Source organism: Saccharothrix carnea (assembly GCF_003014735.1).
GTDB lineage: Bacteria > Actinomycetota > Actinomycetes > Mycobacteriales > Pseudonocardiaceae > Actinosynnema > Actinosynnema carneum.
This window is the reverse complement of record NZ_PYAX01000017.1, coordinates 78185-102512: the sequence shown is the minus strand read 5'-3', so window position 1 is coordinate 102512 and position 24328 is coordinate 78185. Positions and strand designations below refer to the sequence as shown.

The 24328-nt window shown below is 72.7% G+C and carries 21 protein-coding genes and 2 tRNA genes; 14 read left to right on the top strand and 9 right to left on the bottom strand.

Features of this window, described 5'->3' with window-relative positions:
- The first annotated feature begins 12 nt into the window (after positions 1-12).
- The 5 genes from B0I31_RS34130 (at position 13) to B0I31_RS34110 (ending at position 4156) form a co-directional block, all read left to right on the top strand.
- Entirely contained in the window at positions 13-1485 is a 1473-nt protein-coding gene (locus B0I31_RS34130) for an ABC transporter substrate-binding protein (RefSeq protein WP_245950635.1), read from the top strand.
- Entirely contained in the window at positions 1482-3206 is a 1725-nt protein-coding gene (locus B0I31_RS34125) for an ABC transporter permease subunit (protein WP_106619529.1), read from the top strand. The genes B0I31_RS34130 and B0I31_RS34125 overlap by 4 nt, the downstream gene beginning before the upstream one ends.
- Before the next feature lie 229 nt (positions 3207-3435).
- Positions 3436-3509: transfer RNA gene (locus B0I31_RS34120), tRNA-Leu, on the top strand.
- A gap of 4 nt (positions 3510-3513) precedes the next feature.
- Positions 3514-3586: transfer RNA gene (locus B0I31_RS34115), tRNA-Leu, on the top strand.
- Between the two features lie 120 nt (positions 3587-3706).
- A complete protein-coding gene (locus B0I31_RS34110) occupies positions 3707-4156 on the top strand; it encodes a PPOX class F420-dependent oxidoreductase (RefSeq protein WP_106619528.1) in 450 nt (149 codons plus the stop codon).
- 45 nt (positions 4157-4201) lie between these two features.
- On the opposite strand, the gene B0I31_RS34105 is transcribed toward B0I31_RS34110, so the two are convergent.
- Genes B0I31_RS34105 through B0I31_RS42790 form a run of 5 tightly spaced genes read right to left on the bottom strand, consistent with a single transcriptional unit; the run spans position 4202 to position 7819 of the window.
- The gene (locus tag B0I31_RS34105) at positions 4202-4789 is read right to left on the bottom strand and encodes a nitroreductase family protein (RefSeq protein ID WP_106619527.1); all 588 of its coding nucleotides are present in this window, start codon (positions 4787-4789) and stop codon (positions 4202-4204) included.
- A gap of 15 nt (positions 4790-4804) precedes the next feature.
- On the bottom strand, positions 4805-5245 hold the full coding sequence (locus tag B0I31_RS41370) for a hypothetical protein (protein ID WP_219910935.1): 441 nt from the start codon (positions 5243-5245) through the stop codon (positions 4805-4807).
- Positions 5242-5589 carry a poly(A) polymerase gene (locus B0I31_RS41365; RefSeq protein WP_219910934.1) on the bottom strand — a complete coding sequence of 116 codons (348 nt, stop codon included), beginning with the start codon at positions 5587-5589 and terminating at the stop codon, positions 5242-5244. The genes B0I31_RS41370 and B0I31_RS41365 overlap by 4 nt, the downstream gene beginning before the upstream one ends.
- Positions 5535-7697, bottom strand: coding sequence for an RNA repair domain-containing protein (locus B0I31_RS42230; protein WP_245950634.1), 2163 nt, complete (start codon positions 7695-7697; stop codon positions 5535-5537). The genes B0I31_RS41365 and B0I31_RS42230 overlap by 55 nt, the downstream gene beginning before the upstream one ends.
- Complete coding sequence (locus tag B0I31_RS42790; protein WP_281262340.1) at positions 7697-7819, bottom strand: hypothetical protein; 123 nt, start codon at positions 7817-7819, stop codon at positions 7697-7699. Before B0I31_RS42790 ends, B0I31_RS42230 begins: the two co-directional genes overlap by 1 nt.
- Before the next feature lie 214 nt (positions 7820-8033).
- On the opposite strand from B0I31_RS42790, the gene htpG reads away from it, so the two are divergent.
- A complete protein-coding gene (gene htpG / locus B0I31_RS34085) occupies positions 8034-9851 on the top strand; it encodes a molecular chaperone HtpG (RefSeq protein ID WP_245950639.1) in 1818 nt (605 codons plus the stop codon).
- Between the two features lie 37 nt (positions 9852-9888).
- On the opposite strand, the gene B0I31_RS34080 is transcribed toward htpG, so the two are convergent.
- Positions 9889-12654 (bottom strand): tetratricopeptide repeat protein, encoded by a 2766-nt coding sequence (locus B0I31_RS34080; protein ID WP_146174052.1) that lies wholly within the window; start codon positions 12652-12654, stop codon positions 9889-9891.
- A gap of 69 nt (positions 12655-12723) precedes the next feature.
- Positions 12724-13602 (bottom strand): alpha/beta fold hydrolase, encoded by an 879-nt coding sequence (locus B0I31_RS34075; protein ID WP_106619524.1) that lies wholly within the window; start codon positions 13600-13602, stop codon positions 12724-12726.
- Positions 13603-13695: 93 nt separating this feature from the next.
- On the opposite strand from B0I31_RS34075, the gene B0I31_RS34070 reads away from it, so the two are divergent.
- The 6 genes from B0I31_RS34070 (at position 13696) to B0I31_RS34045 (ending at position 19781) form a co-directional block, all read left to right on the top strand.
- Complete coding sequence (locus tag B0I31_RS34070) at positions 13696-14553, top strand: helix-turn-helix domain-containing protein (protein ID WP_106619523.1); 858 nt, start codon at positions 13696-13698, stop codon at positions 14551-14553.
- Positions 14554-14687: 134 nt separating this feature from the next.
- The gene (locus B0I31_RS34065; RefSeq protein ID WP_106619522.1) at positions 14688-15599 is read left to right on the top strand and encodes an SDR family oxidoreductase; all 912 of its coding nucleotides are present in this window, start codon (positions 14688-14690) and stop codon (positions 15597-15599) included.
- A 1-nt stretch (position 15600) separates the two neighbouring features.
- Complete coding sequence (locus B0I31_RS34060) at positions 15601-16494, top strand: amidohydrolase family protein (RefSeq protein ID WP_281262339.1); 894 nt, start codon at positions 15601-15603, stop codon at positions 16492-16494.
- Positions 16491-16949, top strand: a complete 459-nt coding sequence (locus tag B0I31_RS34055; protein ID WP_106619521.1) for a MaoC family dehydratase — start codon at positions 16491-16493, stop codon at positions 16947-16949. The genes B0I31_RS34060 and B0I31_RS34055 overlap by 4 nt, the downstream gene beginning before the upstream one ends.
- An 8-nt stretch (positions 16950-16957) precedes the next feature.
- A complete protein-coding gene (locus tag B0I31_RS34050; protein WP_106619520.1) occupies positions 16958-18280 on the top strand; it encodes an MFS transporter in 1323 nt (440 codons plus the stop codon).
- 13 nt (positions 18281-18293) lie between these two features.
- Positions 18294-19781 carry an acyl-CoA synthetase gene (locus B0I31_RS34045; RefSeq protein WP_106619519.1) on the top strand — a complete coding sequence of 496 codons (1488 nt, stop codon included), beginning with the start codon at positions 18294-18296 and terminating at the stop codon, positions 19779-19781.
- Here the strand turns inward: B0I31_RS34045 and B0I31_RS34040 are convergent.
- Positions 19719-20534, bottom strand: a complete 816-nt coding sequence (locus B0I31_RS34040; RefSeq protein ID WP_106619518.1) for an IclR family transcriptional regulator — start codon at positions 20532-20534, stop codon at positions 19719-19721. The two genes, B0I31_RS34045 and B0I31_RS34040, sit on opposite strands and share 63 nt — an antisense overlap.
- Positions 20535-20671: 137 nt before the next feature.
- On the opposite strand from B0I31_RS34040, the gene B0I31_RS34035 reads away from it, so the two are divergent.
- Both B0I31_RS34035 and B0I31_RS34030 read left to right on the top strand, forming a co-directional pair.
- Positions 20672-21844 (top strand): 4-hydroxybenzoate 3-monooxygenase, encoded by a 1173-nt coding sequence (locus B0I31_RS34035; RefSeq protein ID WP_106619517.1) that lies wholly within the window; start codon positions 20672-20674, stop codon positions 21842-21844.
- Between the two features lie 543 nt (positions 21845-22387).
- On the top strand, positions 22388-23785 hold the full coding sequence (locus B0I31_RS34030; protein ID WP_106619516.1) for an endo-1,4-beta-xylanase: 1398 nt from the start codon (positions 22388-22390) through the stop codon (positions 23783-23785).
- A gap of 73 nt (positions 23786-23858) precedes the next feature.
- Here B0I31_RS34030 and B0I31_RS34025 read toward each other — a convergent pair whose 3' ends face one another.
- Positions 23859-24278, bottom strand: coding sequence for a hypothetical protein (locus B0I31_RS34025; protein WP_106619515.1), 420 nt, complete (start codon positions 24276-24278; stop codon positions 23859-23861).
- Positions 24279-24328: the final 50 nt, after the last annotated feature.

The window sequence follows — 24328 nt, the reverse complement described above, 5'->3', positions numbered from 1 at the left end:
GGACGACACCCCGTGCGCCACCGCATCACCCTGATCGCCGCCTGTGCCCTGCTGCTGACCGGGTGCTTCGCCCAGAGCGCGGAGGAACCGTCCGGCGGTCGGATCAAGCTCGCCATGCTGCAACCGCCGCGCTCCGGCCTCACGCCGTTCAGCGACGACGCGTTCAAGCTCTCCCGCTGGTCCACCGCGGAAACCCTGGTCACCCTCGACGCGGACGGCAACGCGCGGCCGGGGCTGGCCACCGGCTGGCGGCGGATCTCCGACCACGCCTGGGAGTTCACCGTCCGCCCGGGCGTCACCTTCCACGACGGCACCGCGCTGACCGCCGCGGCCGTCACCAACACCCTCACCCGGGCCACCGCCGCCACGCCCAAGCCGCGCATCCTCGACGGGGTCGAGCTGACCGCCGAAACGGCGGGGGACACCGTCATCGTCACCACCGCCACCCCGGATCCCCTGGTGCCGCAACGGCTTTCGTCACCCCAGCTGGCGATCCTCGCGGCGAGCGCCTACCGCGCGGACGGCAAGGTCGACCCGGTCGGCACGGGCACCGGGCCGTTCGAGCTGGTCGCGGTCAACGGCACGACGACCGCCACGCTCGACCGCTACGACGGCTACTGGGGTGAGAAGGCCGCCGCCGAGGGCATCGACGTCTCGTTCGTCCCGGACGGCACCGCCCGTGCCGCCGCGATCCGCGGCGGTGAGGCGCACATCGCGGAGGCCGTGCCGGTCTCGCAGGCGGCGCTGCTCGACCCGGCGACGATCAGCGAGGTGCCGATGCCGCGCACCAACACCCTGTACCTGAACACGGAGGCGGGACCGTTCCGGGACCAGGCTCTGCGTGCCGCCGCACGGGAGGCGATCGACGCGGACGAGATCGTGCGCAGCGTCTACGAGGGCCGGGCCGACGTCGCCGAAGGGCTGCTCGGACCCGCGCTGCCGTGGGCCGCCGCCGGGCGCACCCCGCTCACCGGACGCACCGAGCCCGCCGACCCGAACGGCACCGCGATCACCCTGGCCACGTTCTCCGACCGCGCCGAACTGCCCGAGGTCGCCTCGGTGCTGCAACAGCAACTCGAAGACGCCGGGTTCACCGTGACCCAGGTCGTGCGCGAGTACGCGCACATCGAGGAGGACGCGCTGGCCGGGAGGTTCGACGCGTTCATCCTGTCCCGAGCGACCGTGCTCGACTCGGGCGACCCCGCGGCCTACCTGCAGTCGGACTTCACCTGCGCCGGTTCGTTCAACATCGCGCAACTGTGCGACGGTGGCGTGGACGCGGCCGTGCGGACCGCCGCCGGCACCGAGGCGGGCGACGGGCGCCGTGCCGCGATCCTGGCGGCCGAGGCGGCGGTGCTGCGGACCGACGCGGCGATCCCGATGCTGCACGAACGCGTGATCCAGGGTGACGCCACGTCGGTGGTCGGCTCGGCCAAGGACCCGCGCGAGCGGACGCTGATCACCTCCGCGACCCGGCTGCGGTGACCGCGTCGGCGATCACCCGCGTCGGCGGGCTCGCCGCGGTCGTCGCCGTGATCGGGCTGCTGCCGTGGCTGTCCGGGCGCGACCCGGCGCTGTCGGTGCTGCGCGCCCGTTCCGCCGAGCGGGAACCGACCGCGGAGGCGCTGGACGCGGTGCGCCGCGAGCTCGGGCTGGACGCCGGGCCGGTGGCGTTGTTCGGCGACTGGTTGGGCGGTGCGCTGCGCGGCGACCTGGGCCGGTCGTGGGTCGGCGGCGCCGAGGTGCTGCCGTCCGTGTTGGCGGCGACGGGCGTGTCGGTGGCGTTGATGGGCGTGGCGCTGGCCGTGGCGCTGGTGTCGGCCGCCGCGCTGTCGGCGTCGACGTTCGTGCGCGGCGCGCGGGGGACGGCACGTGCGCGCACCGGCGCCTCGGCGGCCGTGCTCGCCGCGCTGCCGGAGTTCCTGGTGGCCACGGTGTTGTTGGTGGTGCTGTCGGTGTGGTGGGGCTGGTTCCCGCCGTACGGGTGGCAGGGGCCGCAACACCTGGTGCTGCCCGCGTTGGCGTTGGGCCTGCCGGCGGGCGGCATCCTGGGGCGGTTGGTGGACGACGCGGTGCCCGCCGTGTTCGAGGAGCAATGGGTCGTGCTGTGGCGGTCGTGGGGCTGTTCGCCGGGCGTGATCGGACGGGCCGCGGCACGTCGTGCGCTGCCGGCCGTGCTGCCGCAGTTCGGGCTGGTCGCGGTCGGGCTGACCGGGGGAGCGGTCGCGGTGGAGGTGGTGTTCGCGGTGCCGGGGCTCGGCCGTACCGCGCTGGGTGCCGCCGAGGCGCAGGACCTCCCGCTGCTGCAGGGTTCCGTGCTCGTCCTGGTGCTGCTCGGGCTGGTGGGCGGTGTGCTCGTGGCCGGTGCCCGGCGGCGGATGCTCGGACCGGCATTGCGCGCCGCGGCACTGCCCGCGCCGCCGCCCGTGCCGGTCGCCGCCGGTCGGTGGCACCGGGTGGTCGTCGCGGTCAGCGCGGTCGTGCCCGCGGTGGTGGTCTGCTGGGGACTGCTGCGCGAGCCGCTGCGGGTGCACCCGACCGCCCGGCTCGCGCCACCGGGCTGGGCGCACCCGCTGGGAACCGACGCGCTGGGCCGTGACGTGCTGGCCAGGGTGGGTCACGGTGCGGCGGCCACGCTCACCGTCACGGTGCTGGTGTGCCTGTGCTCGGTGGCGGTGGCGTTGGTCGTCGGTTTCCTGCCCGCCCTGGCGGAAGGCGCCGCCGAGACCGCCAACGCCGTGCCTCCCGTGATCGCGGGCATCCTGGTCGCCGCGACCGCCGGTCCCGGCCAGGTCGGCGCGTCCATCGCGGTCGGCCTGGTCTCGTGGCCACCGCTCGCCGCCCACGCGGCGGCCCTGGTCCGCGAGAACCGCGCGGCCACGCACGTCGCCGCGTTGCGCGCCCTGGGTGCCGGCCCGACCTGGGTGCTGACCCGGCACGTCCTGCCCGCCGTGGCCGGTCCGGTCGCCCGGCACGCCGTCTTGCGGCTGCCCGGTATCGCGCTGGCGTTGGCGTCGCTGGGTTTCCTCGGCCTGGGCGCCCCGCCGCCCGCGCCGGAGTGGGGCCTGATGCTGGCCGAATCCCTGCCGTACCTGGAACGGGCGCCGTGGGCGGCCCTCGCGCCGGCGGCGATGCTGCTGCTCCTGGCCACCCTCGCGGTTTCGCTGTCCACTCTGTCGTCCGCCGCCCGACCGAAACGGCGCTGACCGCCGGGAAAAGCCGTTGCGCGCACTGATGGTTCCGGTGCAGGCTGTCGACAACATCACGGAGGAAGGACCGGGTCATGACGCAGTCGCGGACGCAAGAGCTCCTGCTCCTGCTCCTGCTGCTGAGCTGCGCGGACTCCCCGCCGTGACGTGACCTCGTCAGGGATTGCGGAGCCGCCCATCGGGAGAACCGATCCGGGCGGCTTCGTCGTTTCACCGGCGATTTTTCGCGGTTCTAGCCCAAGTGGTAGAGGCGTCCGGTTGAGGGCCGGTCCAGTCGGGGTTCGAATCCCCGGAACCGCATCACGCCCCTGTAGCCCAACGGAAGAGGCAACGCGCTCAGAACGCGTCCAGTCCAGGTTCGAATCCTGGTGGGGGCACGGTCCCGATCACAGCGAACAGTTCGCGCTTCGCGTTGAGACGGTCGCAGTACGCCTGATTCACCCGATAGGACGGCGAAAACGGGAATATCCGACAGTGGACCACGGGTTGGTGCGGGCATGACCGACACGACCGAGACGACCGAGAAGGCATTCGACCCGCGCGCGTTGCTCGCGAAGAGCCGGCTCGCCGTGCTCGCCACGATCAAGGCCGATGGCCGGCCGCAGCTCTCCCCGATCATGCCGTCGTACGACCCGGAGGCCGGTGTCGTCCGCATCGCGACCGGTGCCGGGACCGCCAAGGTCGCGAACCTGCGCCGTGACCCGCGAGTCGCGCTGGAGGTGACCAGCGAGGACGGCTGGGAGTGGGCCACCGCCGAGGGCACGGCGACGATCACCGGACCGCCCACCGACCCGAACGGCCCCGAGGTCGACGCGCTCGTGGACTACTACCGCCGGGCCGCCGGCGAGCACCCCGACTGGGACGAGTACCGGACGGCCGTGGTCGAGGAGCGGCACGTGCTCCTCACCATCAAGATCGACAAGGTGTACGGCCAGAAGGTCAACTGAGCCACGGGGTTCCCGGGGCGGCGCGCCCCGGGAACCACCGGCGCACTACCACTGCCCGAAGTGCACGGCCTCCTCGAACGGTCGGCGCTTGCGGGTCCGCGGTGACGCGCCCTCCGTGACGTCCTCCTCGGCGCTGTGCCCGATCGCGACGGCTCCGACCGGCACGTGGCTCGCCGGCACGCCGAACTCCGCGCGGACCGGGTCGAAGTCGTCCGCGCCGATGCCGAAGTACACCGCGCCGAGCCCTTCGTCGACCGCGGTCTGCAGCACCAGCAGCACGGCCATCCCGGTGTCGATGTACCAGTACGGCACGGGCCAGTGGTCCTCGCTGCGGTCGGTCCACCCCTTGTCCGGCTCGGCGTACCGGTCGAGGTAGGCGTCCTTCACCGCGAACGCGATCACGAGCACCGGCGCGGTCTTCACCGTGTCGACGGCCCACAGGTGGCTGATCGACTCGTAGAACCGCTCCTGCTCCTCGCCCCGCAGCACGAGGAACGCCTGGCCCTGCGAGTACCCGGCAGACGGGCCGCGCAGCGCGTTGCGCATGATCCGCCGCACGGTCTCGTCCGGCACCGGCTCGTCGGTGAACTCGCGCACCATCCGCCTGCGGCGCACCACGTCCTGGAACTCCACTGAATCCCCTCCTGCTCAGCGCAACGTCGGCACGTCCCCGTTGCCCACCCGGACGACGTCGACACCGCGCAGTCCACTCCTCCACGAGGTAACCACATCGGCGAGCACGGTGGCAGACACCGGGTGGTGGCCCAGCCCGATCGCGAACGTGACGGCGTCCGGTCCCCGTTCGACCGGCCGCGGCCACGCGAGGACGTCCGGCGCACCGGCCAGTTCCAGCGCCGTCAGCAGCGCCCGCACCCGGCCGCGCACCGGGCCGATCAGGGCGTGCGGAACGGTGACCAGCGCCCACGCGGCGTGGGCGCGGTGGGCGTCGGGTGGCGCGAGGAGCGTGTCACCGCCGGCGTCCACGATCTCCCAAGCCCGGTACAGCTCGGCCGTGAGCAGGTCGCGGAACCCCGGTCCGACCTGCTCGGTGCACGACCGCACGGGCGCGGCCGGTGTCATGATCGTCACCGGTGCGCCGGTGCGCCGGTGCGCTCGGGTGAACTGGTCAACCCGATCGGGTCACGCCAGTCCCACGCCGCCCAGGTCGCGAAGAACCCGGCGAGCAGGTCCGGCCCGTCCCACTCGCGCGTGGTCCGCGCCGCGAGCACCGACCACCCCAACCCCGGCACGCCACCGAACGGCGCCGAGTCCAGACCACGAGCCCGTGCCCACGCCTTCACCGCACGGGCGAGCCGCGCGAAGTCCCCGGCCCGCCCGCCGACCGCCGCCGTCACCGCCTCCGCGTCACCGACCGCGCTCAACGCCACCCCGTCGTCACCGGCCACCGCGAGGTCGACCCCGAGCCCGGCCACGGCCAGCCGGAACCCCGGCGACCGGGCACCGACCACCGGCCGGCCGGCCACCCCGGGCAACGCGGCGGCCACCCGTTCAGCGACCGCGGCCGGATCGCCCTCCACGACCAGGTCCAGGTCCGCGTCGGGCAACGCGCAGCCCACCCGCCGCGACCCGACGACGTGCACCACGTCCAGCGCGTCCGACAACGCTCGGGTGACGCGGCCGGCCACCGCGTCCAACGACGGTCCGGCAGGTGTCGCGGGTTCCTCGATCCACCGGACCTCGCCGGTGCCGAGCGCGATCGCCGCGCGGGGGAGCATCGGGCCGGCACCGCGCCGCGACAGCACCGCGCCGCGACAGCACCGCGCCGCGACAGCACCGCGCCGCGACAGCACCGCGCCGCGACAGCACCGCGCCGCGACAGCACCACGCCGCGACAGCACCACGCCGCGACAGCACCACGCCGCGACAGCACCACCACCTCGTCCACCCGGTCCGAGCGCGCGCCGATGCGCTCCGCCGCTTGCCGTGAGCTCCCGACCGTGAGGTGCGGGGTGAAGTCGCGCCTGGTCCGGCAGGCAGGGAACGGGCGACGCACAGCGTCGTGCAACGCCGTCCACGGCGCGCTACCGGCCGCCGCCGGGTCCAGCCACACCACGTCGGGCCCGAACTCGCGCACGCCCGCCACCCGCACCAGGAACGGCGGCACCTCGGTGACCGCCTCGGCCAGCAGCGGCACGGCCCGGTCGAAGTCCGACTCGGGGACGAATCCGAACAGCAGGGTCACGTGCGGGGGCCAGCGGTCGGCCCGGTGGTCGTGCTCCCGGCGGACCCGCTCGACCTCCTCCCACGGCCCCGGCAGCCACACCACGGCGGTCCGCGGGGTCGGCGGGGTCGGCGGGGAACCGAGCTCGGGTGCCGCGCCGCCGCCTCCTTCTTTCCCGGCAACGAAATGGTCGGCGGAAAAGTTGCCGGACCTGATCGCTGGACCGGGTGAATCCAGCGGCCCTCGGTGGTCGAGTGGACTGGGCGTCGCGGCCGGTACGGCGGGCGCCAACCGGGCCGGCACGCCGTAGTGGTCGGACGCGAACAGGCCGTTCACGGGCCGGTCGCCCACCAGCTCCGCACCGGCGCACCGCACCTGCCCGCGCACGAACACCCGGTCCAGCCGCGACCGCCGCCCGGTCAGCGAGGACACGGCGGCCAGCGGGTTCACCGCCGGGTCGAACGTCGGCGGCTCATCGTCCCGCGCCTCCAGCCACGCGTCACGCATGCCGAGCGCGGCGGCCGGTCGCCGTCCGCCGTCGTTGAAGTCGCCGACCAGCGCCACATCGCCCTCCACCCCGGCGAGCGCCTCCGCGACGCGCACCAGCTGGGCGCGCCGCTTGGCCGGTCCGTTCGCGGTGTGGTCGCTGGTCAGGTGGGTGGCCGCGATGACGAGCGGCCCGTGGCCGGTCTCGACCACGACCGCGCTCACGGCCTTGTGCGAGCCGAGCGGCAACCGCGCGGCCTCGACCACGGGCAACCGGCTCAGCACCACCAGACCGGTGCGGTCGACGTCCGGTCCGGTCGGGTCGACGTCGACCGTGTAGCCCGCCCGCACCCACGGCTGGGCGAGGAGCGCGGCGAGCAGGTCCGGTTCGACCTCCTGCAACGCGATGACGTCCGCGTCGGCCGCCGCCAGCTCGCCGAACAGCAGCGGACGGCGGCGGGCCGTGTCGATGCGGTCGCTGTCGTAGCGGTCCCACAAGACGTTCCAGGTCAACACGGTCACGGTGTCGAGTGGCACCGCCGGCGCGGCCTCGCGGGTGGGGACCCAGCCGTGCACCCAAGAGTGCGGGGTGCTCGCGGTGAACAGCGGCGCACGCAGGCGGCGCGGTGCGCGCACCCGTCCCGCGCCCGACTCGCCCACCCGGTCGAGCCCGGTGGCCCGATCCCACACCACCTCGCCGTCCGCCTCGACGAACAGCACCCGGTGCCACGGCACCTCACCGCCCGGCGTGAACGCGGGCAGCGCCACCCGCTTCGGCCGCGCCCCGCGCTGCTGCACGCCGACCACGAACCGGGCCGGGTCGAGCCGCGGGTCCCAGCGGATCTGGTGGTAGACCTCCTCGCTCGTGCGCATCACGGCTCCCCGGCGTCGTCGTCCACGGCGCCGTCCGCGCCGACGTACCAGGTGCGGTGGGCCTGCCACGGGTGCGGCGGGCTGAACCGGCGTGCCTGCGCGTCGAGCACCGCGGCCGGCACGGCGTGCGCGGGTACGGCGTGCGCATCACCCCTCCCACCCCCCGGATCCGGGTGAACGATAAAGATCGGGGCCGGGTCGATCGACCGGTTTTCGGTGACGCGGCGGCCCCGCCGCGCGACTGGATACGATGACGGGTCGACGAAGGTCGGAAGAGAAAGGACGAACGTGGAAACGCTCGAGTTCCAGTCGGAGGCGCGTCAGCTCCTGCGGCTGATGATCCACTCGGTCTACTCGAACAAGGACACGTTCCTGCGCGAGCTCGTGTCCAACGCCTCGGACGCGCTGGACAAGCTCCGGCTGGAGACGTTCCGCGACAAGGACCTGGTCGCGGACACGTCGGACCTCCACGTCGCCGTCGAGGTCGACCGGGAGGCGCGCACGCTCACGGTCCGCGACAACGGCATCGGCATGACGCGCGACGAGGTGATCGGGCTCATCGGCACGATCGCGAAATCCGGTACCGCCGAGTTCCTGCAGAAGCTGAAGGAGTCGAAGGACGCCGCCTCGCAGGACCTCATCGGCCAGTTCGGCATCGGCTTCTACTCGTCGTTCATGGTCGCCGACAAGGTCACGCTGGTGACCAGGCACCCGCGCGCGGAGGGCGTCCGGTGGGAGTCCACCGGCGAGGGCACCTACACGATCGAGGACGTCGCGGACGCGCCGCAGGGCACCTCCGTCACCCTCCACCTCAAGCCGGCCGACCCCGAGGACCACCTGGCCGACTACACCTCGACCGCGAAGATCACCGAGATCGTCAAGCGGTACGCCGATTTCATCACCTGGCCGATCAGGCTCGCCAAGGAGGACGGCGCCGAGCCGACCACGATCAACTCGCGCAAGGCCCTGTGGGCGCGGCCCGCGTCCGAGGTCACCGAGGACGAGTACGCCGAGTTCTACCGGCACGTCAGCCACGACTGGAACAAGCCGCTCGAGACGATCCGCATGCACGGCGAGGGCGTGTTCGAGTACCAGGCGCTGCTGTTCATCCCGTCCCAGGCGCCGCTGGACCTGTTCATGCGCGAGCGCAAGCGCGGTGTGCAGCTCTACGTCAAGCGCGTGTTCATCATGGACGACTGCGAAGAGCTGATGCCGGAGTACCTCCGGTTCGTCAAGGGCGTGGTGGACGCCCAGGACCTGTCGCTCAACGTGTCGCGCGAGCTGCTGCAGCAGGACCGCCAGATCCAGCTGGTGCGCCGCCGGCTGGTGAAGAAGGTGCTGTCGACGGTCAAGGGCCTGATGGCGGACAAGCCGGAGTCGTACGAGACGTTCTGGCGCGAGTTCGGCGGCGCGGTCAAGGAAGGCCTGCTCAGCGACCCCGACAACCGGGACGCCATCCTCGACATCGCCTCGTTCGCCTCCACCGCCGACGCCGGGAAGCCGACCACGCTCGCGGCGTACGTCGAGCGGATGAAGGACGACCAGCAGCACGTCTACTACATGACGGGTGACTCGCGGGCCACCGTGGAGAACTCGCCGCACCTGGAGGCGCTGCGGGCCAAGGGCTTCGAGGTGCTGATCCTCACCGACCCGATCGACGAGATGTGGGTCGACGCCGTGCCCGGGTACCGGGGCAAGACGTTCCAGTCGATCGCCAAGGGCCAGGTCGACCTGGAGACCGAGGAGGAGAAGGCACGGGCGCAGGAGCGGCAGAAGGACTTCGCCGACTTCCTGGAGTGGATGAGCACGACCTTGACCGACCGGGTGAAGGAGGTGCGGCTGTCCTCGCGGCTCACCACCTCGCCCGCCTGCGTCGTCGGCGACGCCCACGACCTGACCCCGACCCTGGAGAAGATGTACCGGGCGATGGGCCAGGAACTGCCGCCGGTCAAGCGGATCCTCGAGCTCAACCCCGACCACGCCCTGATCACCGGCCTGCACAAGGCCTTCGCCGACCGCGGTGGTGAGGACGCGTCGCTGGTCGAGTCGGCCGAGCTGGTGCACGGCTTGGCGCTGCTCGCCGAGGGCGGCGACCTGCCCGACCCGTCCCGCTTCGTCCGGCTGCTGGCCGAGCACCTGGAGCGGACGTTGTGAGGTGGTGAGCGGGTGGCGGTCACGCGGTGGCCGCCACCTACTCCCCGATGACCGGTGGGGCGGCCAGGCGCGGCGTGGTGAACGGGCTGTCACCGGGTGCGGGAGCTCTTGAGCGCGGTGCCTGCCCGAGGGACTTGATCGGTCGGACCCGGGCGGCGTTCGACTGGTAGAACCCGGTTTCCGCGTGGTCGAGGCCCAGCCGCTCGCGCGCGATCGCGGCGGCCTCGGCGTAGCAGTCGAACGCCTGCTCCGGTCGGCCTGCCGCCTCGTGCGCCCGACCCAGGTTGTTGTGGTACGGCGCGGTCGCCCGCCCCTCGGCGCCGAAGATCCGCTGGGCCGCCGCGAGGGTGCGGCGGAACCGCTCGACCGCCTCCTCCACGTGCCCGGACGCCAGCGTGACGCGGGCCAGGTGGTCCTCGCTCACCAGCGTGGCGGCGCTGCCGGGTCCGTGCCGGGCGGCTCGCTCGTCCCGCGTCACGGCGTACAGGCGGGCGGCCTCCGCGAAGTCGCCCGAGGCTTCGCGGGTCAGGGCCAGCTCGTCGCGGACCTCGCCGAGGTCGATGCCGCCCGGGTTCGCCCGGCGCCCGGCGACCCGGAGGTTGTGCTCGGCCAGGGCGACCGCCTCCTCGGTGCGGCCCACGCGGACGTAGGCCCGGACCAGCTCGCCGCACGCACGCACGACCAGGTCGTCATCGGGTACCCGGGCCTGCAGCCGGTCGAGCCGGTCGCGCAGCGCGGAGATCTCGGCGTGGGCCCGACCGCTGACCCAGCCCTCCTGGACGACGCCCACCGTCGCGCCCAGCAGCCGCGGCCGGACCGCGACACCGCGCGCGGGCGCCGCGGGGGCCGGTGGTTCGGCCTCCACCACCCAGCGCCGGTTCTCCCGGATCAGCGCCGCGGACGGGTGGTCGGCACCGAAGGCGGCCTCCGCCTCGTGCAGGGCGCGGTCGAACGCGGTCCTGGCCTCGGTGGGCCTGCCCGCCCGGTCGTAGGCCGAGGCCAGCTCGTGCAGGTAGGCGACGAGCGTCGCCCGGTCGACGGGCAGCCGCTGCACGTCGGCGGTGACGCTCTCGTAGAGCGCGATGGCCTGGCCGAGCCTGCCGGTGAGCACGTAGGCCGCCGCCAGGTCGCGGCGGAACCGCAGCGTGGTGGCGTGGTCGCGGCCGAGCAGGCGCTCGACCCCAGCCGCCGTGCGCTCGCGCAGGTCGATCGCGACCGCGACGCGTCCGGAGTAGAGGTAGACGGTGGCCAGGTCGTGGCGGGCCTCGTGCACGCGCAGGTCGTCCGGCGGCAACAGCCGTTCGGCGTCGGCGGCGACCTCGTTGGCCACGAGTTCGGCCCGACCCAGGTCGGTCGTCTGGATGAGCTGGCGCACCGCCCAGGTGCGCAGCTCGATCAACGCGCCGAACAACGCCGTGGAGCGGACCCGGTCGACCGGGCAGTGCTCCCACAGCGCGGAGACCTGCCGGATCAGGGCGTCGGACTCGCGGCGCCGCTGCAACGCCTCGGACTCGTCGTGCAGCAGGATCCGCAACCGGGTGATCGCGGTGTCGACCACGGCCTCCAGCGTGCCGTCGAACGCGCACCGGTCGCGGATCACGCGTTGCACCAGGCGGTGCATGATGACGTTCTCGCCGTCCACGCTGAACGTCACCACCGAGCCCGCGGCGAGGCGTTCCAGCTCGGCGTCCGCCTCGGCCGCCGTGGCGCCGAGTCGCAGCACCGCGTGCGGCACGCCGTCCGGCGACAGCACCGCCAGCAGTTGCAGCATGCGCGCGGCCAAGCCACCATCGGTGAACCCGACTTCGTCCAACGACAGCAGGATCGCCTCGGCGGCGCCGTGCGGGTAGGACTCGCCGGGACGGCGCACCAGGTACTGCTCGACGGGCGTGGACCGCAACCGGGCCAGGTAGGTGGGGTAGTCCAGCCGCTGCGACCGCACGACCGCCGCGGCCTGCGCCAGTGCCAGCGGCAGCCGTCCGAGCTCGTGGGCGAGTTCGTCGGCGCCGCGGTGGTCGTGGCGGCGGGTCGCCGCGGCGAGGAACGCGAGCGCTTCCTCCTCGGTGAACACGTCCAGCACGAACAACGCGCCGAGGTTGCCCATCGACTGGTGGGTGCTGGTGATCACGACCTGCGTGCCGCCGGACGCGGGGATGAACGGGATGAGCGCGTCGGCGTCCGTGGCGTTGTCGAACACCAGCAACGCGGGCTCGTTCCGGTTCTCCAGCCAGGAGCGCACTCTCGCGGCGGTGCTGCGCACGTCGTCCTGCGGGCCGCGCAGGCCGAGCCGGACACCGACCTCGTCCATGCCCGCCAGGACCAGGGCCGGTGTCTCCGCGGCGATCCACGCCACCAGCGGGAAACCCGCGCGGATGCGGTCGCGCGCGTACGCGGCGGCCAACTGCGACTTGCCGACGCCCCGCTGACCGGTCATGGCGCACACCACGACGACGCCGCTGCGCCCGGCCAGCGCGGACAGGTGGCGACCGGCGGACGGGCGTGCCTGGAAGTCCGGTGGTTCCTTCGGTATCTCGCCGACGACGACCTGGTGCGGCCCGGTGGGTACGGCCGGCGGCCCGGTCAGCACCACCGTGCCGATCCGACCGGCCTGGACGACGGAACCGTGCACCTGGCCGGACACCTGGTTGGTCGTCCGCCCGGGTAACCGGAGCGCCGCGGCGACGGCCGCGCCGACCGCGAGCGCCGACCACCCGATCCCGGGCACGCCGTACCGGGCGATCAGCCAGTACCCGACCGGCGAGATCACACCCAGCGCGAGCAGCACTCGTGTCCTGCGGGCCAACTCCCACCCACCTGGTCGTGGCGTCGTGACCGAATGGCCATGGTAACCGCAGTCGGACCTCGTTCCGGGTCACGCGGACGTGCGCGGGACGAAGTCCAGCACCCGTTCGACGACGTGGTCGCGGTCCCGCGGCCGCAGGGTCACGTCGTGGCCCGCGTCCGGCAGGGTGTCGACCTCGGCGTGGGGGAGCAGCGCCCGGAGGCGGTCGGCGGCGGCGACCGAGTCCTGCACGACGCTGCGCGCGCCGAAGACGGCCAGCACGGGCAGCCGCACGGACCGGATCTCGTCGTCGGTGGGACGCGTCTGGAACGGCACCCGCGGCCGGTAGGTGCGCAACGCGGTGAGCACCAGCCGCGCGTCCGGTCGGCTCGCGACGTCCGCGCCCGCGGCCCGGCGCAGGAAGAGCCGCCACGGCCACTCCTGGTCGAGCACGCCCGCGACCAGGCCGAACAGGGCCACCCAGGGGCGGAACGGTGCGGTCACCGTGGTCGGGTCGAGCAGGCCGATCGACGCGATCCGGTCCGGCGCGTGGATGGCCTGGTTGAGCGCGTGCCACCCGCCGGTGGAGGCGCCGACCAGGTGGACGTCGGTGAGCCGCAGGTGGTCGAGCACGTCGTCGAGGCACCGCGCGCGGTCCGGGATGCCCCGGAACGGCGCGGTCTGCACGCTGCGGCCCGCTTCGCCCAGCGTGTCGACGGTGTACACCGGGTGGTGCGCCGCGAACGCCGGGATCAGGTGCGCGTAACAGGCGGACGTGGCCATGAGGCCCGGCAGCAGCACGATCGGCGGCGCGTCGCCACCGCCGAACCGGTAGACCCGGGTGGTGCCGTGCCGGGTCTCGACGTCGACCACGTCGTCGGGCGTCGGGCACTCGGCCATCGCCCGTTCGTACGCGGCGAAGTACCGCGCCCGAGCCGTCCGACTCCTGAACTCACCGGTCTTCGTCATGAGCGGATCCCCTTCCGCGTGGGGGAAATCGACCCTAAGGACCGCTCCGCCGGTCGTCTTGGACGAAAGTAAGGTGGCCGTGGGGGAGGGCCGATGGCCGGTTGGTCGCTGGTGGTGCCGGGCCGCGACGTCGCGCGGACGCCGGCCGAACGCGTCTTCGGCCTGCCCGACCCGAGGCTGGCCGACCACGTGCTGACCTACACCGCGCACGACTACCGGTGGATGGACCCGACGTCCTGGCGGATGGCCCCGCTCGGCGTGGTCGTGGTGTCCGTCGAACTCGAAGCGCCGCCGGTCCGCCGGTCGACCGCGCCGGATCCCGCCGCGGGGCGTGACGTGCCGACGTCGCCGGTCCTGGGGCTGCGGGACCGGCCGTGGACGGTGGAGCAGGCGGGACCGTCCCGGGGAATCACCATCGCGATGACGCCCGTGGGCGCCTACGCGTTGTTCGGCCTGCCCCTGCGGGAGTTGGCCAACGCCGCCATCGGGCTCGACGACCTGCTCGGCGCGCAGGCGCGGCTGCTGACCGAGCGGATCGCCGAGGCTCCCGACTGGCCTGCCCGGTTCCGGCTGCTGGACGACCACCTGGCCGCGCGCGTGCGCCACGGCCTCGTCCTGACCAGGCAGGTGCACGGCGCGTGGCAGCGGCTCACCGCGTCGGCGGGTCGCGTGCGCGTCGACGCGCTCGCCGACGAGGTCGGCTGGACCCGCCACCACCTCGCGGCCCGGTTCCGCGAGCAGATCGGCCTCCCACCCAAAGCCGTCGCCCGCGTCGCCAGGCTGCACCACGCCGTGTCCCTGCTGACCGGGGCCTCGCCGCCCGCGTGGGCGGACGTCGCGCAGGCGTGCGGTTACGCCGACCAGTCCCACCTCAACCGGGACTTCCGCGCGCTCACCGGCTGCACGCCCACCGAGTTCCTCGCGGGCAGGGCCACCCGGGTCGGGCGTTGAGCCGGACGCGCGCGGCACGGGCCTGCCGCGCCGGCCTGTCGGCTCGCCGGTCCGGAGACGTCAACGGTGGGGGAGCGGGTTGATATCGGGCAGACTCTGGACGGCCGTCACAAAAGTGCCGTAGCTTCGCTGTCATGGACTTGCTGGGGAAGGTCGCGGTGGTCACCGGCAGTGGCCGGGGGCTCGGCCGGGCGTACGCCGAAGCCCTGGCGCGGGCCGGTGCGGCGGTCGTGGTCAACGACGTGGACGCGGAGGCGGCGGACGCGGTCGTGAAGGCGATCGCGGCGGACGGCGGGCGGGCGGTCGCCGTGATCGCGCCGGTCGGCCGGGCCGAGGTCGCCGACCGGTTGGTGGCGACCGCCGTCGAGGAGTTCGGCGGGCTCGACGTGCTGGTGGCCAACGCCGGCATCCTGCGCGACAAGGTGCTGTGGAAGATGTCCGACGAGGACTTCGACGCCGTGGTCGACGTGCACCTGCGCGGCACGTTCACGTGCGGCCGCGCGGCGGCGGTGCGGATGCGGGAGCAGGGCCGGGGCGGCAGCCTGGTGCTGATCTCGTCGCCCGCGGGTCAGCGGGGCAACTTCGGGCAGACCAACTACGCGGCGGCGAAGGCGGGCATCGTCGCCATGGCCCGCACGTGGGCGCTGGAACTGGCCCGCGCGGACATCGCGGTCAACGCCGTCGTGCCGGTCGCGGCGACCGACATGACCAGGACGATCCCCGCGTTCGCGCCCGTCATCGAGGAGGCCGAGCGCACCGGTGCGCCGTTCCCGGACTGGCTGCGCAAGGACGAAGGACTCGGCACCGTCGAGGACGTCGCGTCGCTGATCGTCTTCCTGGCCTCCGACGCGGCCCGGCACGTCACCGGCCAGGCCATCGGCATCGGCGGCGACCGGCTGTCGCTCTGGTCGCACCCCGGCGAGAAGGCGGTGGCGCTCGCCGAGGGCGGGTGGACCGCGGCGGCCATCGCCGAGTCGTGGGCCACCGGTGTCGGCGCGGAACCGGAGACCTACGGCATCCCCGCGCCGACACCACCGGCGGTGTGACGTGGTGATCGCCCTGGACGAGCTGGTGGCCATCGACTTCCACACCCACGCCGAGGTGTCGAGGGACGGGCACCCGTCGTTGAGCCCGGTGCTGATGGCGGCCTCCGAGAAGTACTTCGGCGCGCACGGCCACCGCAGGCCGACCGTCGACGAGATCGCGACTCACTACCGGGAACGGCGGATGGCGGCCGTCGTCTTCACCGTCGACGCGGAGCACGCCACCGGCCACCCGCGCATCCCGAACGAAGAGGTCGCGGCGAACTGCGCCGAGCACGCGGACGTGCTGATCCCGTTCGGCAGCGTCGACCCGTGGAAGGGGCGTGCGGGCGCACGGGAGGTGCGCCGGCTGGTCGAGCGGCACGGCGTGCGCGGCTTCAAGTTCCACCCCAGCCTGCAGGGCTTCGCGCCCGACGACCCGATGGCCTACCCGCTGTACGAGGTCATCGAGGAGCTCGGCGTGCCCGCGCTGTTCCACACCGGGCAGACCGGGATCGGCGCGGGCGTGCCCGGTGGCGGTGGCGTCCGCCTGAAGTACTCCGACCCGATGCTGGTGGACGACGTGGCGGTGGACTTCCCGGAGCTGCGGATCGTGCTGGCGCACCCGTCGTTCCCGTGGCAGGACGAGGCGTTGGCGGTGGCCACGCACAAGCCGCACGTCCACATCGACCTGTCCGGGTGGTCACCGAAGTACTTCCCGCCGCAGCTGGTCCGCTACGCCGACTCCCTGTTGCAGGACAAGGTGCTGTTCGGCTCGGACTACCCGGTGATCACCCCGGACCGCTGGCTGGCCGACTTCGCCGAGCTCGACCTCAAGCCCGCCGTCCGCCCCAAGATCCTCAAGCACAACGCGGCCAGGCTGCTCGGCCTCGCCACCGACGACGCGGAGCGCACATGACCACCACCGTGACCGGACGTGCCGAACTCCTCGCGCTGGCCGGGCAGGACCTCGGGCACACCGGGTGGCGCGGGATCACCCAGGACCGGGTCGACACCTTCGCCGACGCCGCCGACGACCACCAGTGGATCCACGTCGACCCCGAGCGGGCCGCCGCCGGGCCGTTCGGCACCACCATCGCGCACGGCTACCTCACGTTGGCGCTGATCATCCCGATGTTCTCCGAGCTGCTGGCCGTCGAGGGCGTCCGGATGAGCGTCAACTACGGCTTGGAGAAGGTGCGCTTCCCCAGCCCGGTGCGCGTCGGCGACAAGATCAGGCTCGCGGGCCGCGTCGTCTCGGCGGACGAGGTCGCGGACGGCGGTGTCGCGCTGGTGCTGGACTTCACCGTCGAGGTCGACGGCTCGGACAAACCGGCGTGCGTCGCGCGCGCCGTGTACCGGCACTACACCTGAGGGCCACCATGTCGAACACGCCGAACACGCCGAACGTCCAACTGCGTCGCGCCGTCGCGTCGAGCTTCCTCGGCAGCGTGATCGAGTACTACGACTTCCTGCTCTACGCCACCGCGTCCGCCGTGGTGTTCAACAAGGTCTTCTTCTCCTCCCTCGACCCGCTCGTGGCCACCATCGCGAGCTTCGGCACGTTCGCCACCGGCTACCTGGCCCGGCCGCTGGGCGGGATCCTGTTCGGGCACTTCGGTGACCTGCTCGGCCGCAAGCGGATGCTCGTGCTGTCCATGGCGCTGATGGGGGTGGCCAGCTTCCTCATCGGGTTGCTGCCGACCTACGCGCAGGTGGGCGGGCTGGCGCCGGTCGGCCTGGTCGTCCTGCGCGTGGTGCAGGGCATCGCGGTCGGCGGCGAGTGGGGCGGTGCGGTGCTGATGTCCGCCGAGCACGCCACCCGCAGGCGCGGGCTGTGGGCGGGGTTCACCAACGCGGGCGCGCCGTGCGGGTTGGTGCTGTCGTCGCTGGCGCTCACGGCGACCGCCGCCGCGGTGGGCGAGCGGGCGTTCCTGGACTGGGGCTGGCGGATCCCGTTCCTGATCAGCGTCGTGCTGCTCGGGGTCGGGTTGTTCGTGCGGCACCGGGTCGAGGAGACACCGGCGTTCCGGGCCGTGCGGCAGGAGGGCGGCGAGCGGCGGGTGGGCGGCAAGCGGCGGGTGCCGCTCCTGGACGTGCTGCGCGACCACCCGCGCGTGCTGCTGCTGGGCATCGGCGTGGGGCTGGCCGCGTTCGTCGCGCAGTCGACGTTGACGACGTTCGTGGTGGCGCACGGCGTGGCGGCCGGTCACGCCCGTCAGACCGTGCTCAACGCGCTCACTCTCTCCTCCGCGTGCGCGGTCGTGGGCATCCTCGCGTGGTCGGCGGCGTCGGACCGGTTCGGCCGGCGGCCGGTCGTGGTGGCGGGCGCGGTCGCGATGGCGGGGTACGCGTTCGTGTTGTTCCCGTTGGTGGACAGCGGTGACACGGTGTTGCTGACGCTCGCGTTGGTGCTCGGCCAGGGTGTCATCCACCCGATGATGTACGGGCCGCTGGCGGCCCTGTACAGCGAGCTGTTCAGCACGGAGAACCGTTACACGGGCGCGTCCCTGGGCTATCAGGTCGCCGGCCTGGGCGCGGGCGTCGCGCCGTTGCTGTTCGCCGGGATCCAGCAGGCCACCGGTGGACAGGGGCTGACGCTCATCTCGGCCACGATCGCCGGGTTCTGCGCGCTCACGGTCGTGTGCGTGCTGGCGTTGAAGGAGACCAGCACCCGTGACCTCCAGCCCGTCGCCCTTCCCTGACAGGAGGACCGAAGTGCGGAACGCGGGGCTCGGGAGCTGGCCCTACCGGCGGGCGCGGATGTCGCCGGGCCGGGTCGCGATCGTCCACTCCGGATCCGTCACCTACGCCCGGTTCGCCGTGCGCGTCACGCGCCTGGCGCACCGGTTGCGCGCGGCGGGCGTCGGTCCGGGTGACCGGGTCGCCTACCTGGGGCCGAACCACCCGTCGTTCGTGGAGGCGATGTTCGCCGCACACGTGCTCGGTGCGATCTTCGTGCCGGTGAACTTCCGGCTCACCGCGCCCGAGGTCGGGCACGTGCTGGCGGACTCGGGGCCGTCATTGCTGGTGCACGCGCCGCAGTGCGCGGAGGTGGTGCGCGGCTCGGGGTTTCCCGGTGCGGTCGTCGCGGTGGACGAGGGCTACGAGCAGTGGCTGGCGGAGGGTTCCGCCGACCCGATCGACGAGGTGGTGGACGTCGACGACGCCGCTCTCATCCTCTACACGTCCGGCACGACGGGTCGGCCGAAAGGCGCGGTGCTCACCCACGCCAACCTGATCTGGAACACCTACAACCTGCTGGTCGGCATGGACATCACCAGTTCGGAGCGCACACTGGTGTCCGCGCCGCTGTTCCACGTCGCCGCGCTGGCGCAGACGTTGCTGCCCACGTTCATCAAGGGCGGCAGGGTGGTGATCACCTCGTCGTGGGACGTCGACCGGGTGTACGACGTGATCGAGCGCGAGCGGATCACGTACGCGTTCGGCGTGGCCACGATGTACGCCGACCTGGCCGCGTCACCGCGCTGGGCCACCGCGGACCTGTCGTCGTTGCGGCACCTGCTGTGCGGCGGCGCGGCCGTGCCCGACTCGCTCATCCGCGCCTACCAGGCACGCGGGTTGACGTTCTGCCAGGGGTACGGCCTCACCGAGGCCGCGCCCGGTGCGACGTTCCTGGAGGCGGGGGAGAGCGTCCGCAAGGTCGGCTCGGCGGGCGTGCCGGTGTTCTTCGGCGACGTGCGGGTGGTGCGCGACGAAGGCGTGGACGCTGCGGTGGACGAGCCGGGCGAGGTGCTGGTGCGCGGCCCGAACGTCACGCCCGGCTACTGGCGGGACCCCGGTGCGACGGCCGCCGCCTTCCACCCGGACGGGTGGTTCCGCACGGGTGACGTCGGGCGGTTCGACCTCGACGGTCACCTGTTCGTGGTGGACCGGCTGAAGGACATGTTCATCTCCGGCGGCGAGAACGTCTACCCGGCCGAGGTGGAGAACGCGCTGGTCGAGCACCCGGACGTGGTGGAGGCGGCGGTGATCGGCGTGCCGGACCCGAGGTGGGGCGAAGTCGGCCGGGCTTTCGTCCGCTGTGCCGCCGGCGGCCCGTCCCCGGCGCAACTGCGGGCGTTCCTGCTCACCCGGCTGGCGAAGTACAAGGTCCCGGTCCACATCGACCTCGTCGACCACCTACCGCGAACCGCCTCGGGCAAGGTGCACAAACCCGCCCTCCGCCACTCCGGGGACGCGTGATTCGTCCAGCCGCCGTGCGATCGCGTCCGCGGCGGCACGCAGGTCGGGGACGAGCCGGTGCAGGTCCGTGCGCACGGACCGGACCACGATGCCCAGCGCACCGGCCGGCCCGTGCCCCTCGACCGGGATCGGCACGGCGACCGAGCACGAGCCGAGCGTCATCTCCTCGTTGGTCAACGCGTACCCGCGCCGAGCCGTCGCACGCACCTCGCGCACCAGCCGTGCCCGCTCGGTGATCGTGTAACGGGTGAAGCGCGGCAGCGGGCGTTCCAGGTAGGAGCGCAGGAACTCCGCGCCGGCACGGGCGAGCAGGGCCTTGCCGACCCCCGTCGAGTGCAGCGGCAGCCGTGCGCCGATCCGCGAGATGACGGGCACCGAGCGGTGGCCGGACAGCTTCTCCACGTACAGCGCGTCGAAGCCGTCGTGCACGGCCAGGTGGATGTTCTCGCGGGTCGCCTCGTACAGGTCCTGCATGAACGGCAGCGCGACCTCCCGCAGCCGACCGGCCACCGGGGCCAGCGTCGCCGCCTCCCACAGCCGCAGGCCGATGCTGTAGTACCCGTCCGCGTCACGTTCCAGCGCACCCCACGACACCAGCTCGCCGGTCAGCCGGTGGACGGTCGCCAGGGGCAGGTCCGCCCGCCGCGCGAGCTCGGTGAGCCTGAGCCGGGGATGGGCCGGGTCGAACACGCCGAGCAGCGCCAGCGCCCGCCCAGCCATCGACCGCCGGGGTGCGTCACCGTTGACCGCCATGCCGGTTCTCCTCCGAACGCCCGGCGCCGGAGGCCGGGTGCCGAACGTAACCGCGGTGCCGGGTCGAAATCGCCGTTGCTTCCACCCAGTGGAAGCCCGGCCTGGCGAACGGTCGCACGCCGCCCTTGGCTTGGCCCATGCGAACGAGAGTCGGAATCGTCGGCGCCGGTCCCGCCGGACTGGTGCTGTCCCACCTGCTGGCCGAACGCGGTGTCGACTCCGTGGTCGTCGAGACGCGAAGTCGTGCGGCGATCGAGCAGACGATCCGCGCCGGCGTGCTGGAGCAGGGCACGGTGGAGCTGCTGACCGCGATGGGCGTCGGCGCGCGGGCGTCGGCCGAGGGCGCGCGGCACGAGGGGATCGAGCTGCGGTTCGGCGGACGCGGCCACCGGATCGACTTCACCGGGCTCACCGGCCGGGCGGTCTGGCTCTACCCGCAGCACGAGGTGCTCAAGGACCTGATCGCGGCACGACTCGCGGGCGGCGCGGACCTCCGGTTCGGCGCGAGCGACGTGGCGCTGCGCGGTGTCACGTCCGACGAGCCGGTCATCTCGTTCACCGACGCGGACGGCACGCCGGTGGAACTGCGCTGCGACGTGATCGCCGGCTGCGACGGCTCCTCGGGCATCAGCAGGCGTGCTATCCCCGACGACGTGCGCACCGACTACTTCCGCGCCTACCCGTTCGGGTGGTTCGGCATCCTGGCCGAGGCGCCACCGTCCTCGAAGGAGCTGATCTACGCGCACTCCGAACGGGGGTTCGCGCTCATCAGCACGCGGACGCCCCAGGTGCAGCGGATGTACTTCCAGTGCGATCCCGGCGAGCGCGCCGACGACTGGAGCGACGACCGGATCTGGGCCGAGCTGAACGCCCGGGTCGCCGGCGACGGCTTCAGCCTGGCGGAGGGCCGGATCTTCGACCGCGGCGTGATCCCGATGCGCAGCTACGTGTGCGAGCCGATGCGGCACGGCAGGCTGTTCCTGGCCGGCGACGCCGCGCACGTCGTGCCGCCCACCGGCGCGAAGGGGCTCAACCTCGCGGTGGCGGACGTGGTCGTGCTGGCCCGCGCGCTGGAGGAGCACTTCGCCACCGGGTCCACCGAGCCGCTGGACGCCTACGGCCCGACCGCGGCCCGCCGGGTGTGGCGGGCGCAGCACTTCTCGTGGTGGATGACGTCCATGCTGCACACCGACCCGGCGGGGTCGCCGTTCGACCTCAAGCGGCAGCTCGGCGAGCTGGAACTGGTCACCTCCAGCACGGCCGCCGCCACCCACTTGGCGGAGGCGTACACGGGCTGGCCGATGGGCTGAATGGCGATCGGCCTACCCCGCCTACCGGTAATCGGACCATAGTGCGCGATAAAGTTGCGAACCTTGTTTCGAACACTTTCGTAGCCTGCCGAGTTTGGTGTCGATAGCCCGGTGGTGGAGGTCGGTATCGTTCCAGGTCGCCTTGCTATGGTGCTCTAACTGGGTCTTTGATACCCGCGACCGAGTTGTGGACGGTCGCGGGTACGTCCCTGTCGGCGTGCGGGACAGTCGCGGGGTGGCCTGCGCGAGTCCGCACGGCCCGGTCATTTCGGTGCTTGCCAGACCTATCTGTTTCGGTTAATACTTCTAAAAGTTTCAGGCCGGATGCGGTCGGGTGCCGCCCCCGACTGCTTCCGCCTGCGCTGCGCACGCTGTGGAGGATCGACTCAACACCGACTTGTCGTCGGCCGGCAGGAATCCCGTGGCACCGGGTCCTGCTCGGCCGAGTGTGCGGATCCGGACCACCCCGCCCGGCGGGTTCGGGTCGCCCGAGCAACCACCCACCACCTGCCGAACCCGCAGGTGCTCCCAGAAGGTGCAAACATGAAGCTGACATCGAGGTCAGTGTTGCGAGCGGCACTCGTGTCGACGTTGGTGACCGCCACCACGGGTGCCGCGGTGCTCCTGGCGACGTCGGCCAACGCCGGCACCACGCTCGCCGCCTCGGCGGCCGAGTCGGGCCGCTACTTCGGCACGGCCGTCGCCGCGAACAAGCTCAGCGACTCGACCTACGTCGGGATTCTCAACCGTGAGTTCAACATGGTCACGGCCGAGAACGAGATGAAGATGGACGCGACGGAGCCGCAGCAGAACCAGTTCAGCTACGGCAACGCGGACCGGATCGTCAACCACGCCCGTGCCCAGGGCATGCGGGTCCGCGGGCACGCCCTGGCGTGGCACTCGCAGCAGCCCGGCTGGATGCAGAACATGTCCGGCACCGCGCTGCGCAGCGCGATGCTGAACCACGTGACGCAGGTCGCCACCTACTACCGGGGCAAGATCTACGCCTGGGACGTGGTGAACGAGGCGTTCGCCGACGGCTCCACCGGCGCGCGTCGTGACTCGAACCTGCAGCGCACGGGCAACGACTGGATCGAGGCGGCGTTCCGCGCGGCGCGGGCGGCCGACCCGGGTGCCAAGCTCTGCTACAACGACTACAACACCGACGACTGGACGCACGCCAAGACCCAGGCCGTCTACCGGATGGTGCAGGACTTCAAGCAGCGCGGCGTGCCGATCGACTGCGTCGGCCTGCAGTCGCACTTCAACAGCCAGAGCCCGGTGCCGAGCAACTACCAGACCACGCTGTCGAGCTTCGCGGCCCTCGGCGTGGACGTGCAGATCACCGAGCTCGACATCGAGGGCTCGGGCACCGCGCAGGCGCAGAACTACGAGCGGGTCGTCAAGGCCTGCCTCGCGGTGACGCGCTGCACCGGCATCACCGTGTGGGGCATCCGCGACACCGACTCGTGGCGCGCCTCGGGCACCCCGCTGCTGTTCGACGGCTCGGGCAACAAGAAGGCCGCCTACACCTCGACCCTGAACGCCCTCAACGGTGGCGGCTCGACCGTGCCGACGTCGACCACGACGTCCACCACGACCTCGACCACGACGTCCACCACGACGACCACGACCACCACGAACGGTCCGGGTGGCTGCACCGCTTCGGTGTCGCTGAACTCCTGGAACGGCGGGTTCGTGGCGACGGTGAAGGTGACCGCCGGCTCGTCGGCGATCAACGGGTGGACGGTCACGACCAACCTGCCGTCCGGCGTGTCGGTCACCAACGCGTGGAGCGCCGACCGCAGCGGCAACTCCGGTGCCGTGCAGTGGCGCAACGTGAGCTACAACGGTCGCGTCGCGGCCGGGATGTCGACCGAGTTCGGCTTCCAGGGCACGGGTTCGGCGTCGGGTCTGACGCCCACCTGCGCCGCCAGTTGATCGAGCAGTGACCACCGCCTGGTGCGGGGACACCGCGTCCCCCGCACCAGGCGGTCGGCTTCGTCCGTCCCCGTCAAGCCCCCGTCGTCGAGCCGGGGCGCACGATCATCAGCACGACCACGACCGCCCACAGCAGGTTGAACACGCCGGTCGTCATGGCCAGCCGCTTCGCCGACGCCGTCGTGCCGTCGAGCATCCGCCGCTGGGCGGGCAGGATCGTCAACGCCAGCAGGCCCGCCGCGACGGCCGTCAACAGCACCGACACCAGCAGCCACGCGTCACCGAGCACGCCCAGGCTCGCCCCGGTGGCGACGCCGAAGACCGGCACGGCGACGCCCACGACGGTGTAGGTGCGGCACGTGCGGTGCAGGAACACCGCCGTCCCGGTCGGCGACTCGCGCGCGAAGCGGGGGAACAGCGAGGCGGCCACGGCGATCGGCCCGACGGCGAGGATCGCGGCGATGACGTGGACCGAGAGCAGCAGCTTGGTCACCGGGTGACTCCTCGTTGCGTAGACAGCCAACATATGTCGACTGCCAATAG